The following is a 13,590-nucleotide window of genomic DNA, read 5'->3' on the forward strand; positions in this document are numbered from 1 at the left end:
CCGGAGCAGGAGAAGCTGCCGCTCTCCGGCTTCCACTTCCGGAAAAGGCAGCGGCGATTCCGGTCAGCCGTTCCTGCGCCTCCGTTCGGATGCCCGGTACAACTGCCAGGCATTCCATAAATTATGCCACAGCACGTAAAACGTGGGTCCCAGCGCGGCAATGGGGCTGGCATACGTCAGCGCCAGATAAATGGACAGCGTTGTATTCTTCTGCCCCAGGGCCTGGCTGCCCTCCGCGGCGCGCGTGCGCCCCCCCAGCAAATGCCCCAGCCCGAAGTTGAGCCCGCAGATCAGCAGGGAAACCGCGCCGATCTGCTCCAGCACGCGTTCCGAAATGCCGTCACGGGAGGAAATGTCATAAGAAGCGTTCGCCGCGATCAGCACCAGAATCACCACCCAGATGCCAAAAGTGACGTCCTTCAGCTTCCGCGGCCACGCAATGGCCCGCGGATAAAAACGCCGCGCCGCCAGGGCCAGGACCAGCGGCAGCAGCATCACCAGGGAAATATTCTCGGCCACGTTCAGGTAAATCTCAAAGCCCCCCTGCCCCACGACCGCCGGAAGGATGAAAGGAAGCAGGGCGCAAATGACGCCATTGGCCAGCAGGAGGGCGGTCAGCATGAACTCCACGCTGCCTCCCAGCAGCCCCATTACTACCGGAGCCGCCGTGGCCGTGGGCATGATGCCCACGAAGAAGGCGGCCTCCGCCAGATACCCGTCCCCAAAAACGAGGCGGCATACGCCCCAGGCCGCCACGGCCACGAGCAGGTTGGCCCCCACCAGAAGCCAGTGCGTCCGCTCCGGCTTCATCCGCTTGAAGCGGATGCCCAGGAACGTCACAAACAGCATGACGATCAGCATCCACTTGAACGTCCAGCCATACACGTGCAGGCCGGGCATCATGTACCCCGCAATAAAAGCCACTACAATGGCAAACGTGCGGATGAGGGACTTGAACATGTGGAATGCGGACGGCAGTGAAACGGTTACGCGGGTTTTCCGCACAAATGGATCAGGCCGTCCACCTGGCGGACAATCAGTTCAAACAAATCCTGCACGCTGCCTTTGGGGACCCGGTTGTTCTCCATCAGCTCCATAATCATCCGCAAACGGGTCAGCAGGCCGATCATGATGCTTTCAATAGCCAGCACCGTCCAGAAAATCTGGTACGTGGAAGCGTCCGGAAACATGGTGCGGATGCAGTCATGCAGCCGGCGGCGGATGGGGGAATACACCTCCTTGATATACTCCACTGCTATCTCCGGAGTCTGCACATGGCAGATGCCCAGCAGGCGCAGGTAATGGGGAAAATTGCCCAGGTCTTCCAGCTTCACATGCAGAAGGCCGTGGAAGGAAGGGTAAACATAGGCATGGGCCAGCGCCCGCACCGTGCCTTTTTCCATGGCGTCATCCATCATGGAAATCCGGAAATCCCGCGCCTGCGGCGCATACTTCATCATGACCGCCTTCCAAAGCCCCTCCTTGCCGCCGAAATAATAATTGGCTGAGGCGATGTTGACGGAGGCCTGCTGGGAAATCATGCGCATGGAAGTGCCCGTATAGCCGTGCTCGGCAAACAGGCACTCCGCCGCATCCAGCAATCGTTCCTTGGTTCCTTGCTGTTGTTTCATGGGGGGAGTAGGTGGGGAAAGTCTGGATTACCGGTCAACGCGCGCGGCGCGGACCTGGAGGGAGTGGTTGTGGGCGTCCAGCCCCTCCACCCTGGCGAACTCCGCCACATACGGGGCTGATTTAAGCACGGAATCCCGGTTCATCCGCACCACGCTGGTGCGCCGCTGAAACTGGTCCGCCCGCAGGCCGGAAAAGGACTTGCCGGCCCCTCCGGTGGGCAGCGTATGGCTGGGCCCTGCCAGAAAATCCCCGCAGGCCACTGTGGAAAGAGCGCCGGTGTAAATGGCGCCCGCCGTGCGGATGCCGTCCAGCACGGCGTCTTCATCCCGCGTGACGAGCACCAGGTGCTCCGGGGCAAAGGCGTTCACCAGATCCACGCCCTCCCGGATGGAAGAGACCAGAAAACCGTAAGCGTGCTTGTCCAGCACCTCCCGGATAATTGCTCCGCGGCTCAGCAGGGCGGCCTGGCGTTCCACCTCCGCCTCTACCTGCTCCAGCAGCGTTTCCGACGTGGTGACAAACACCACCACGCTGTCCGGGCCGTGTTCCCCCTGCGCCAGAAGATCGGCAGCCAGAAACTCCGCATCCGCGGTATCATCCGCCAGCACCATCACTTCACTGGGGCCGGGCAGCAAGTCAATAGCGACGGCTCCCACCAGCTGGCGCTTGGCCTCTACTACAAAACGGTTGCCGGGGCCGAAAATCTTCTCCACCGGCTTCACGCTCTCCGTCCCCAGCGCCAGGGCGGCGATCGCCTGGGCACCGCCTGCTTTAATAATCTCCGTAGCGCCGGAAGCCTTCAATGCGTATAAAAGAGCGGGATTCACCCGTCCGTCCGGCCCGCAGGGCGTAGCGGCCACAATCTCCCGCACGCCGGCGGCCTGGGCAAAACCGCCCGTCATGATGGACGTGGACACCAGGGGAGCCTTTCCGCCGGGAATATAAATGCCCACGCGGTCATACGGCAGGAAGCGCTCCGCCACCTCCACCCCCTGGGCGTTCACGCCGGACCAGTCCTGCCTGCGGCTGCGGTCTGAAAAATAATGGATGTTGGCCAGGGAGGCGGCAATGGCCTCCTTCACGGAATCCTCCACCGCGGCTTCCGCCTCCGCCAGCTCTTCTTCCGTCACAAACAGGGAGGAAGGGTCCAGCTCCACCTTGTCAAACCTGGCGGCGTAATCAAAAAGGGCCTCGTCCCCGCGCGCGGAAACGTCCCGGATAATAGCGTTCACGGTATCCCTTACGGAATCCTCCGGGAGGGCGCGGCGGTTCATCCGGCTTTTCATCTCGTCAAAACAGGTGTCGGAAGGACGGTAAATTTTCATAAAAGATATAATACGGAAAAATGAGAGGAAAGTTTCACAATCTTTAAGCATGCAGTCAAGCCTTCTGTCTTCTTTGATTTCCAAAGGCGCTCCATGAATCCCCCGGACAAAAAATCAAAAGACCAAACCATTCTCCCTTGACCGGCACAAAAAACAGGCATAGCCTTTCTTTCGCAAACATTTGGCCGAACGGCCCACTGTCATGAACATTCACGAATATCAAGCAAAACAACTCTTTGAGCGCTTTGGCGTGGCTACCCCCAAGGGCATCGCCGCCGCTACCGCCCAGGAAGCAGCACAAATAGCCCGGGACATGGGCGTCTCCCAATACGTAGTTAAGGCACAGGTACACGCTGGCGGCCGTGGCAAAGGCACCTTCAAAAACGGTTTCAAGGGCGGCGTGCACGTCGTTGACTCCGTGGAGGAAGTGGAAGATGTGGCCGGCAAGATGCTCAACCAGGTTCTGGTTACCAAGCAGACCGGGGAAACCGGCAAGCTGGTCAGCAAGATCATGGTGGCGGAAGCCGTGGACCTGAAAAAGGAATGCTACTTCGCCATTCTCCAGGACCGCGCCCGTGAATGCCCCGTCATCGTAGCCAGTACGGAAGGCGGCATGGACATTGAAGAAGTGGCCGCCACCCGGCCGGAAGCCATCATCCGCGAACACATTGACCCGGCCCTGGGCATCCTGCCCTTCCAGGCTCTCAAGATCGCCGTGGCCCTGGGCCTGACCGGCCCCCTGCTCCGCCAGGCCACCAAGCTCATCACCAACGTTTACAAGCTCTTCACCGCCCTGGACTGCTCCCTGGTGGAAATCAACCCCCTCGTGGTCACCACGGATGACCGCGTATGCGCGCTGGACGCCAAATTCAACTTTGACGACAACGCCCTGTACCGCCACCCGGAAATCATGGAAATGCGGGATGAAACGGAAGAAGACCCCCGTGAAGTGGAAGCCGGCAAGTATGACCTGAACTACATCGGCCTGGACGGCAACATCGGCTGCATGGTGAACGGCGCCGGCCTGGCCATGGCAACCATGGACATCATCAAATACTACGGCGGGGAGCCCGCCAACTTCCTGGACGTAGGCGGTTCCGCCACGGAGGAAATGGTAACCAACGCGTTCCGCATCCTCACCAGCGACAAGAATGTGAAGGCTCTTCTGGTCAACATCTTCGGCGGTATCATGCGCTGTGACGTCATCGCCCAGGGCATTGTGGCCGCGGCGAAAAACATCGACATGAAAATCCCGCTCGTCGTCCGCCTGGAAGGCACCAACGTGGAAATCGGCAAGAAAATCCTCGCAGACAGCGGCATTGCCATCATCCCTGCCGACAACCTGGACGAAGCCGCCCAGAAAGCGGTGGCAGCAGTCAAATAACCCTCACTATTTATTACGACAATGACATCTCTCATTGACAAGAACACCCGTCTGGTCGTGCAAGGCATCACCGGCAGCGCCGGCGCATTCCACGCCAAAAACTGCATGGACTTCGGCACCAACGTCGTCGCCGGCGTGACCCCCGGCAAGGGCGGCCAGCTCTTTGAAGGCAAGGTCCCCGTCTTCGACACCGTGGCGGAAGCCAAAAAGGCCACGGACTGCAACGCCTCCATGATCTTCGTTCCCCCGCCCTTCGCTGCGGACGCCATCATGGAAGCCGCGGACGCGGGCGTGAAGCTCATCGTCTGCATCACGGAAGGCATCCCGGTGCAGGACATGCAGAAGGTAAAAGCCTTCCTGAAGGACAAGGACGTGACCCTCATCGGCCCGAACTGCCCCGGCATCGTCAACCCTGCCGCCAACTGCAAGATCGGCATCATGCCGGCCTACATCTTCAAACCCGGCAGAATCGGCATCGTCTCCCGTTCCGGCACGCTCACCTATGAAGCCGTCTGGCAAGTCACCAACATGGGCCTGGGCCAGAGCATGTGCATCGGCATCGGCGGCGACCCCGTCCACGGCATGACCCAGCAGCAGGCTGTGCAATTCTTCACGGAAGACCCGAACACGGACGCCTTCATCATGATTGGCGAAATCGGCGGTTCCGAAGAAGAAGAAGCCGCCGAATGGATCAAGAACAATTGCAAGAAGCCCGTCGCCGCCTTCATCGCAGGCGCCACGGCTCCCAAGGGACGCCGCATGGGCCACGCAGGAGCCATCGTGGCCGGAGGCAAAGGCACCGCCGCCGCCAAGCAGGAAGCCCTGAAGGAAGCCGGCATCGTGGTGGCCAAGACGCCCGCCCAGATGGGCGCCGCCCTGGCGGAAGCCATGAAGAACAAGGGCATGTAAGCCTCCCTTTTCATCAACTCACTTCCAAGCGCCTTCCCTCACCGGAAGGCGCTTTTTTCATGAACCATTCCGCGTTGATACCGGAACGCCGGTTTGACTTGACCTCCGTCCGGAGCTACTCTTCCCGCCAAGGCCTATACTATTCAAAGGAGCAGTCATTCAAGCAGCCGTTATGAACATATCCGTTATCGTGGGACATCCCTACAAGCACAGTTTTAATGCAGCGATTGCCGCAGCAGCGGCAGAAGCCTTAAACGAACGGGGGCATCACGTCCTGTTTCACGACCTCTACCGCGAACAATTCAACCCTGTCCTGTCAGACACGGAACTGGTCAGCGACGTTCCGGAAGATACGCTGACAGCCCTCCACCAGCAGGAAATCAGGGAAGCGGACGGAATCGTCATCATCCACCCCAACTGGTGGGGCCAGCCTCCGGCTATCATGAAAGGCTGAATTGACCGCGTACTCCGGGAGGAAGTGGCCTTACCTTCCCCAAAGGCGACAATGGAGGTCGGCCTGTTACAAGCAAAGGCGGCACTTGTTTTCAATACCTCCAATACTCCGGGGGAAAGAGAGAGGGACATCTTCGGTGATCCGCTGGAACACATCTGGAAAGACTGCGTCTTCGGTTTTTGCGGCGTCCACATCTTTGAAAGAAAAATGTTCCGCATCATTGCCGACAGCACTCCGGAACTGCGCCGCAAATGGCTGGAAGAAGTAAAGGAAACCGTGGCGGAATATTTCCCTGCACCATAAAGAAACTCCCAGCATTTGCCAGGGGAACTTGGAAAAAGCCGGAGAACCATTCCCTTCTTTTCCATGGACGAAAACCTGCCGTGCTGAAAGAAACAAGGAAAAGGAAAACAATTACGCCCGAGCCTCCAGACATTGCCGGTACGAGAAGAATCCCAAGGAGATGGACACTTCTTTACCGGGCCATCCAGACACTATAGCCTTTTCCTAATTCCCCGGACCGGCTACACAAACCTGTGGAAACCATACGCCAGAGAGGGCAAAACAAAGAGTGTCTTGTTACCGTGATTCCCTCGTAAGGAGTTCCGTCCTCACTATAGCCATCAACAAATCCAACGGTCGCTCTCGCCGTCTCCAATGCCCGGGCCTGTCGAGCATATGAGCGTATTGGACGGCTCCTCCTTCCAATGCCTCTCCCTCGGGAGACAAAACTGGTACATCCAGTATTCGCCTAACTCATCGGAATCAGATAAGGAGTCGTAAACTCACGGCGCACAGTGTACGACTGGAAGCCATATTTGGGGTAATACTCCTTATGCCCCAGAACAAAAACCTCCAGAGAGCCCATGGCCTTCAACCGTTTCACCCCTCTCTGGATCAACACACCCCATACCCTGGAGCTAGTATTCCCGCACCACGGCAAGAGGAGCCAGAATGTGTAATCATGCCCGGTTCATCCCTGCCCCTGAAACTGGTGCAGCCCACAAGCTTGCCGGAATGAAGCGCAAACAGGAAAACATGGGGTTCTGCCGTTGGACCTTCTAGAAGTTATTCAGTTAACCTAGCTTCCTTATTGTGGCCAAAAGCGTCGCAATGAATTTGCCGGATGGGTTCAATATCCGCAGAAGTGGTTTCAGCAAGATGGAAATCGGCAAGGTTCATACTCAAAGAAGCTTCCTGGCTACAATAACTAGGCCTGCCAAGCGACCTCAAATTTCCCGGAACCCATTCCCGCAGGTGAACAAATATTCCTGTTGCTTTTCCAATACGTAGTAGTACCAGCTTCCCGTGAAAAAACGGCACTGACCTTCTGACGAATAGGACATGCTCGCAGGCAAGTACAGAACTCCGTAGAGTAATCTTTTCAAAAAACCGCATCACTCCCATATTGCAAGAAATGAAAAAAGCTTGACTAAATCAGGCTTTCCAACAGTTAGCATGATAAAAATGCTGGCGGAGCAGATTGCATTTCAATAATTAATAATCAAAAAAATCATAATTTTGTGCATTAACTTATACCCTTGTTTTATCCAATGAGTTCCTGAGAGATGCAGATTATAAAATTGGCTTTAGGTTGTAAAAATTGAAACGATATTTATGAAATCACACGAGGAAGAATTACATTCCTAGCTTTTCTCTTTCTTTCTGAACCAATTTTTCTTTCTGATCTAAAGAATATTTCCAAGTGAGACACTTTCTATTATAATTATCCGCTTGAACATTTAATTCGATGCTAATATCGTAAATTAATCTTTTATAAAGGTTATTGGCATTAATTCCCCATAGAATCATCATGGCACGATTTTTTCTAATTAATTCCTTAAGGTACTGAAGTAGCATAGGTAACTCCGTGTGGAATTTTTCATTCCTCAAAAAAGGAATATCCAAAATATTGTATAGCGATTGTATGGGATTTTCATTGATTTCCTCATCAGAAGGTACTTGACTGTTAATTTCATCAAGTTCCAAATCAATACATTGAATAATTTTATTATATTTTATTTTTGATGAAAATCTGGAATTCTTTAGAATCAAAAGCTGCTGTTTATAATTATGTAAATCATCTTTTAGTGACATTACCAATTTTTGCGCGATAACAATAATTTCAGACTTAGAATAATCAAAATATGGAACATCTGGTAATTCTGTTATAAATTGTTTTTGTTTGATAATAGATAAAGAACGTAATTTTTCGACAGATTTTATAGAGATTTTTTTGGCATCCAACAACATTTGATTGAAATCAGAACGATAATTACTAATAGCAAGATTCAATTCTCGACATTTTATATTGTTCGTAATTTTACGTCCTCCCATGGCTCCAGCGATTCCTCCAATAATTCCTCCAATTGAAGCTCCAATTACATTACCAAAACCCGGAAAAAAACTACCTAAAGTTCCCCCAAAAACGGCTCCAGCTTTAGCTCCACCCAGTGCCCCTAACCCGGTACCACCTACATCCAATAGAACATTTTTTAGGGAATTTTCCATTGAAGTTTTATTATTACTGATTAAGCGTATTTCACGAGAACCTGATACAAAGAGAGTTATAAATGGAAAATGTCCAGTGGGATCAATATCAAGATCGAAATCGAAGTTTTCTATGTCCGAAAACGTCTCCGAAGTATGATGAATCCAGGAATGGGTTATTTCAGAAATATGCTGATCATAATTCATCATTGGCAGCAGGAAATCATGCATGGTTGTATGTTGCAGGAAAGCTCCTATAGCCTTCCAGCCATTTTCATGAGCTGTATTCATCAATGTTTGCAGGTGAAAAACATGGTTGTCACCATATAAATAATAACTTCCAAAGTTTTTTAGGCATTCGATAATTTTATCCGAATCATGGAAATTAGTAATTCCTTCTGCCAAGCTTGCTTTTAGAGAAGCTATGTTCTCCATGACGGCTTGAGAGGAGTGGTCAGTTATGGATTCCAAAGCGTAAAATGTAAAGTTTCCTATCTGCTCAGAAGGAAAAATGGATAATATAAACTGTTCTGTTCCCACAAATGCAAGAGGATTTTTATCCATCAAAGAAATTAGTTTGCTAATAATATCTTCTCCTGTTTCGTTGTTGTTAGGAGGTAATGGAATTGGAAAGGGAAGATTTTTAACTTTTTCTTCAACTTTTCTTATCGTATCATTTGTAGATTCATAGTTTTCTATTTCAACAATAAATTCATTTTTCAGATTATTGTCGCATCTAATAAAATCTGGTCTGGATGACATGAGTAAATTTTCATATTTTAACTCGTCAGGACGTATATAGATTCTATAATAGACAATTCTTCCGATAATTATACAAATAAAAAGTGAAACCGCCAATAGTAATATTATTTCTGAAGTAGTCATTTAATTGATAATAAATTAAATAATGTTATGTAAATAAAAATATTTGATTCCAAATATTTATTAATAATTCACAATATTTTCTATTTTATTTTTTCTTTCTGGCCAATATATCACATTCATGTTTCAATTATTTTTGTCTTGAGATTACTATATCTGGAAATTTTTTAATAATCAACTAAATTATACATAAAATAAATAGAAAATATGTATAGATGAGGAGAAAGTGTAAGCATAGCCTGTTGGATCAAATAGAATGAGCTGTAGGACAAGAAAATTATAGTTCCTATATGAAGAAGTATCCCATACAAACCCACCACGCCGCCTTAAGCCGTTAGATGGAAACCTCGAAAAGAGAGACTTCAACTGGAAGTGTAACACCTATTGCCGCTCCTTCACTTCCTATGCCAATACCCGCAACAAGTCGCTTCTTAGCTGGACAACTCCGCCATTGTCATAGCGGATATTATTGCAAGATAAAAAACTAATGAATGATTCTTCGTCACTTCCATCGGTATTGGTGCCATATCTTGTTCCATTTACGGTCAAACGAGCTCACAGGCAATCAATCCGACATCATACAATATCCCGCAAAATTCAACTAAAAGCTTACTGCTATAAACTTTTCAAATCATTTCAGACGGTAACAACAGCACATTACCCCTTTTTTGAAACAGCATCCCATATATTAACCATCTTTTGGTCCACTTTCTTGGTACATTTAGAAATCTGTTTCCATTCAGCAGGATTCTGCATATTGAAACGAGCATACCAATAAGGAGACCTCTTTTACGTAAAAATTCTATATTCTGATGACATAAAAAAACTATTCACATTCCATCCTGTCATGTACAATTCTAGGCAACATTTAATTCTCTGATTTATAAAGAAAAAAGAGTCTGCATCGTTGAAATGCAGACTCTTAAAAAATGAAAGGTTTTGGCGGAGCGGGAGGGATTCGAACCCTCGGTACCGGTTTTGCCAGTACGTTCCTTTAGCAAAGGAGTGCTTTCAGCCTCTCAGCCACCGCTCCGTCTTGGGTAATGTGTGGAAAAGAAATTACACACTTCCCAAAATGAAGTCAATACATAAATAGTACAGGCAGGAATTACTCCGGGCAGGCATATTGGCAGGTCGGTTGCTTTTCCCCACCGGGTTTCAGCGCCACCTCCCACTGGAATTTCCCTTCCGGGTTCAAGAGACGGACAAACGTCCTCCCAACATAAAATCAACCGGAAGCCGTTTTTCACCTGCAAATGTAACCCCGCAGGAACATTCAGCGACCGGACCATGGGAAAACAAGGGCCATCAGTTCCCCCACGGCGGCGTGGACATGGTGCAAGCGGTCCGGAAAACCTTTTTAAACCTCGCAATGCTCTGCGATCACTTCCAGAAAATCATCCAGATACTTCGCGGCCTTCTGCTCCCCGATGCCGTGGACGTTCATGGCTCCCCGGCGGGTGGTGGGTTTCAGCCTGGCCAACCCTTCCAGGGTGGAATTGTGGAATACGGCATAAGCCGGAATACCGGCTTCACGGGCCAGCTCATTCCTAAGCTCCTTCAATTTCAAAAACAAATCTTCGTCAAACTCGCCCAGGGACGTCAAATCCCCCGTGGAGCGCACCCTGGTCTGCCCTGAGGAGGCAGAATCTTTTCCCCTGCGGGCAAAAGGCCAAATCATGGAGGCCACCTTCCGCCCCATCATTACTTCATTACCTTTCGGACTCAGGGTAATCAGGGGACGGTCCGCCTCTCCGCTCATTTTGGTCAGGCCCGCCATCTGCATGGCGCGGAACAACTGGCGGATGTCGTCCTCGCTCCACCGGGCAAGAATCCCATAAGTGCTCAACCGGGACAGGGAGGTTTTCAAAAGTTCCTGGGTTTTCGATCCCTTAAGCATCTGAATGATTTTCGTCTTCCCCCATCTTCCCTGCCAGGAGCCGTCCCCCATGCGCACGGACGCGCGGGCAATTCCGCTCAAGGCCTGGCGGACTACCTTGTTTTCCTCCTCACCCAGGGACTGGCCCTCCTCCACACCCAGCGTCATGCACTGGTCACACCGGCCGCAGGGGGCGCTGTCCTCTTCTCCGAAGTAATTCAAAATCCACTGCTGGCGGCAGCCGGAGGAATAAGCGAATTCCGTCACTGCTTTCAATTTTTCCCGGTCCCTCACCTCCTTTTCCCGCAGAGACTGTTCGTCCAGAGGAATCTTCAAGCCGCTTACGGAGGGATCCGTCACTCTGGTAAGCTTCACCCGCTGTCCCGGAACGTCATGGCGGCTGATTACTCCATTGCGCATGAGAACGGACAAAGCCGCGCCCACCTGCATGGCATTCCGGCATTTAAGGCGTTCCGCCATTTCCTCCAGGGACCACGCCACATCATGGGTCTCCGCACTGCAATGCTTCCGCAACAGTTCGTACAGTTCCACAATCAGCGGAACGCCGGGATTCACCCCTTCAATGAAAAACTCTTGGGTCCGCAAATCCGCATGGTTGAACAAAAGCTCGCAATAGGCGTCATCTCCGTCGCGGCCCGCGCGGCCTGCCTCCTGGTAATAGGCCTCCACGCTGCCGGGAACCTCAAAATGGGCTACGAACCTGACGTCCGCACGGTCAATCCCCATGCCAAACGCATTCGTGGCAATGACAATGTCCGCGTGGCGGTTCATGAAGACGTTCTGGGCTTCTTCCCGCTGGGCATCCGTCATGCCCGCATGGTAGGCCGTCACGTTCAGGCCAAGGTCGGAAAGGGCCTCATGCACCTGCTCCACCTTCTTGCGGGTGGAACAGTAAATAATTCCCGTCTTATGGAGCTTTACCAGCTCATACAGCCTCTTGTACTTATCCTTGTGCGTATCGCACGCCGTAATGCGGAAATGCAGGTTCTCCCGCGCAAATCCGCGTACGATCGTCACCGGATCATCCAGCTTCAAATGCACCAGAATATCCTCCCGCACACGGGGAGTGGCCGTGGCGGTCAGGGCCGCCACCTGGGGCTGTCCCATCGCTTCAATCGCGCGCCCCAGTTTCAGGTAATCCGGGCGGAAATCATGGCCCCACTGGCTCAGGCAATGCGCTTCGTCAACGGCCACCATATTGATATCCACCTCCGCCAGAGCGCGCATGAATCCCTCATGGCCGAAACGCTCCGGAGCCACGTACACCAGCTTGAACGCCCCCTCCTTCATGCCGGCAAGGCGCTCCTTCTGCTCCGGGAAGCTCAGGGAACTGTTAATCATGGTGGCGGGAATCCTCCTGGCCACAAGGGCGTCCACCTGGTCCTTCATCAGGGCAATCAACGGACTGACCACCAGGCAAACCCCGTCCCGGCAAAGGGCCGGAAGCTGGTAACACAGGGACTTGCCCCCGCCGGTGGGCATCACCACTAATACATTGCGGCCTTCCATGATGGAAGAAACCACGCGGTCCTGCCCTTCCCTCAAACCGGAAAAGCCGAAGTGTTCCTTCAATGCCTCCATCGGCGATCTGATCACCTTGAATCCACTCATTTTCTCCGTTCAGTGTGCCACAGGCCATTCCGGGACGCAACGCCTTTCCCTTTTTCCGGCCCCCGGAGTTAACGGACTGTGCATGAAAGGGTCATTTCCCGCGAAAAGAAAAAATGAGATTTTTTTCTCAAATCATCTTACAAACATCTTGACTTTCCCGAAGAAAAACCTATATTTCTTTCACCGCTTACGCGGTACACGACGCAAGTCAAAGCGCCCGTAGCTCAATTGGATAGAGCGTCTGACTACGGATCAGAAGGTTTGGGGTTCGAATCCCTACGGGCGTGCCACTTGCATCACCATCGGTAAATAAAATCACTCCTGCCTGAACATCATGGCGGGATTTTTTGTCTCTACCGATACATACATATGGGGGCGCCATGGTTTCGACTGGAAGTCTGAGGTGCTGGCTGCATGTGAAGGTTAATCGGCTGGCCTTCTAAAAAGCCGATTAAAAAAATAAATGCAGAGTCTAACGACCTTGCTCTGGCTGCCTAATTAGTTCAGCCGCGTCAGAACCTCAACGCCTGCTAGAGGGGACGACGAATATTCAGCAGGCTGGTGCAATGCGGGGTTGCCGCGCAACGCACGAGACTTCCACAGGCAACTAGCGAGCTTGCCTAGTTGGCGCATGACGAAGCAGCCGCGAAAGCAGCAATATGCGTCTGAACATGGAGATGCCGGCATCAACGGCCTTCAGGACACGGGTTCGACTCCCGTCGCCTCCACCATTTCAAAACAACCGCAAGCGTTTGAAACAGAACGCTTGCGGTTTTTGTTTCCGAAAATCGCCGCATAAAAACTGCCGGCATCTTTTGGTGTTTCCACCATTTAACAGTTCCAACGGGGAAAACTTCTCTGCTCCAGTACAAAGACATTGAAACACGGTTTGTTTAATGGAGCAAGGGATCAGAATCGGAATATTCCGCTGGCCTGATGGCGGCGCTTTTCTGTAAAAGCCTCCCAATTCCTTCCGCTCCGGGGACTGTTTCTTTCCCGGCGG

Annotated in this window: 9 protein-coding genes, 2 tRNA genes and 1 other RNA gene; 6 read left to right on the forward strand and 6 right to left on the reverse strand. The window is 51.8% G+C overall.

Annotated elements, in window-relative coordinates; genetic code table 11:
• Positions 1-63 precede the first annotated feature (63 nt).
• Genes HHJ06_RS07240 through hisD form a run of 3 tightly spaced genes read right to left on the reverse strand, consistent with a single transcriptional unit; the run spans position 64 to position 2,957 of the window.
• Positions 64-960, reverse strand: coding sequence for a bile acid:sodium symporter family protein (locus tag HHJ06_RS07240; protein WP_215428682.1), 897 nt, complete (start codon positions 958-960; stop codon positions 64-66).
• 26 nt (positions 961-986) lie between these two features.
• Positions 987-1,631 (reverse strand): TetR/AcrR family transcriptional regulator, encoded by a 645-nt coding sequence (locus HHJ06_RS07245; protein WP_215428683.1) that lies wholly within the window; start codon positions 1,629-1,631, stop codon positions 987-989.
• Positions 1,632-1,658: 27 nt separating this feature from the next.
• Positions 1,659-2,957, reverse strand: a complete 1,299-nt coding sequence (gene hisD / locus HHJ06_RS07250) for a histidinol dehydrogenase (protein ID WP_215428684.1) — start codon at positions 2,955-2,957, stop codon at positions 1,659-1,661.
• A 202-nt stretch (positions 2,958-3,159) separates the two neighbouring features.
• On the opposite strand from hisD, the gene sucC reads away from it, so the two are divergent.
• The 4 genes from sucC (at position 3,160) to HHJ06_RS11975 (ending at position 6,007) form a co-directional block, all read left to right on the forward strand.
• A complete protein-coding gene (sucC, locus tag HHJ06_RS07255; protein WP_215428685.1) occupies positions 3,160-4,341 on the forward strand; it encodes an ADP-forming succinate--CoA ligase subunit beta in 1,182 nt (393 codons plus the stop codon).
• Positions 4,342-4,362: 21 nt separating this feature from the next.
• The gene (gene sucD / locus HHJ06_RS07260; RefSeq protein ID WP_022397860.1) at positions 4,363-5,250 is read left to right on the forward strand and encodes a succinate--CoA ligase subunit alpha; all 888 of its coding nucleotides are present in this window, start codon (positions 4,363-4,365) and stop codon (positions 5,248-5,250) included.
• Positions 5,251-5,422: 172 nt separating this feature from the next.
• Positions 5,423-5,704, forward strand: coding sequence for an NAD(P)H-dependent oxidoreductase (locus HHJ06_RS11970; RefSeq protein ID WP_215428686.1), 282 nt, complete (start codon positions 5,423-5,425; stop codon positions 5,702-5,704).
• 51 nt (positions 5,705-5,755) lie between these two features.
• Positions 5,756-6,007, forward strand: a complete 252-nt coding sequence (locus HHJ06_RS11975; RefSeq protein ID WP_428994125.1) for a hypothetical protein — start codon at positions 5,756-5,758, stop codon at positions 6,005-6,007.
• Positions 6,008-7,342: 1,335 nt separating this feature from the next.
• Here HHJ06_RS11975 and HHJ06_RS07275 read toward each other — a convergent pair.
• The 3 genes from HHJ06_RS07275 to HHJ06_RS07285 all read right to left on the reverse strand — a co-directional run bounded on the left by HHJ06_RS07275 (position 7,343) and on the right by HHJ06_RS07285 (position 12,587).
• Complete coding sequence (locus HHJ06_RS07275; protein ID WP_215428688.1) at positions 7,343-9,079, reverse strand: hypothetical protein; 1,737 nt, start codon at positions 9,077-9,079, stop codon at positions 7,343-7,345.
• A 937-nt stretch (positions 9,080-10,016) separates the two neighbouring features.
• Positions 10,017-10,109 (reverse strand) — tRNA-Ser (locus HHJ06_RS07280).
• Positions 10,110-10,436: 327 nt separating this feature from the next.
• A complete protein-coding gene (locus HHJ06_RS07285) occupies positions 10,437-12,587 on the reverse strand; it encodes a RecQ family ATP-dependent DNA helicase (RefSeq protein WP_215428689.1) in 2,151 nt (716 codons plus the stop codon).
• Between the two features lie 213 nt (positions 12,588-12,800).
• Here HHJ06_RS07285 and HHJ06_RS07290 point away from each other — a divergent pair.
• Together HHJ06_RS07290 and ssrA are read left to right on the forward strand one after the other, a co-directional pair.
• Positions 12,801-12,877: transfer RNA gene (locus HHJ06_RS07290), tRNA-Arg, on the forward strand.
• An 81-nt stretch (positions 12,878-12,958) separates the two neighbouring features.
• Positions 12,959-13,318: a transfer-messenger RNA gene (gene ssrA / locus HHJ06_RS07295) on the forward strand.
• The last annotated feature ends 272 nt before the right edge of the window (positions 13,319-13,590 follow it).

It is taken from the genome of Akkermansia muciniphila (assembly GCF_018709685.1).
Lineage (GTDB): Bacteria > Verrucomicrobiota > Verrucomicrobiia > Verrucomicrobiales > Akkermansiaceae > Akkermansia > Akkermansia muciniphila_E.

Bases quoted from the DNA above. Each gene is read 5' to 3' on its own strand.
- HHJ06_RS07240 (WP_215428682.1), bottom strand. From the start codon at position 960: ATGTTCAAGTCCCTCATCCGCACGTTTGCCATTGTAGTGGCTTTTATT.
- HHJ06_RS07245 (WP_215428683.1), bottom strand. From the start codon at position 1,631: ATGAAACAACAGCAAGGAACCAAGGAACGATTGCTGGATGCGGCGGAG.
- hisD (WP_215428684.1), bottom strand. From the start codon at position 2,957: ATGAAAATTTACCGTCCTTCCGACACCTGTTTTGACGAGATGAAAAGC.
- sucC (WP_215428685.1), top strand. From the start codon at position 3,160: ATGAACATTCACGAATATCAAGCAAAACAACTCTTTGAGCGCTTTGGC.
- sucD (WP_022397860.1), top strand. From the start codon at position 4,363: ATGACATCTCTCATTGACAAGAACACCCGTCTGGTCGTGCAAGGCATC.
- HHJ06_RS11970 (WP_215428686.1), top strand. From the start codon at position 5,423: ATGAACATATCCGTTATCGTGGGACATCCCTACAAGCACAGTTTTAAT.
- HHJ06_RS11975 (WP_428994125.1), top strand. From the start codon at position 5,756: ATGGAGGTCGGCCTGTTACAAGCAAAGGCGGCACTTGTTTTCAATACC.
- HHJ06_RS07275 (WP_215428688.1), bottom strand. From the start codon at position 9,079: ATGACTACTTCAGAAATAATATTACTATTGGCGGTTTCACTTTTTATT.
- HHJ06_RS07285 (WP_215428689.1), bottom strand. From the start codon at position 12,587: ATGAGTGGATTCAAGGTGATCAGATCGCCGATGGAGGCATTGAAGGAA.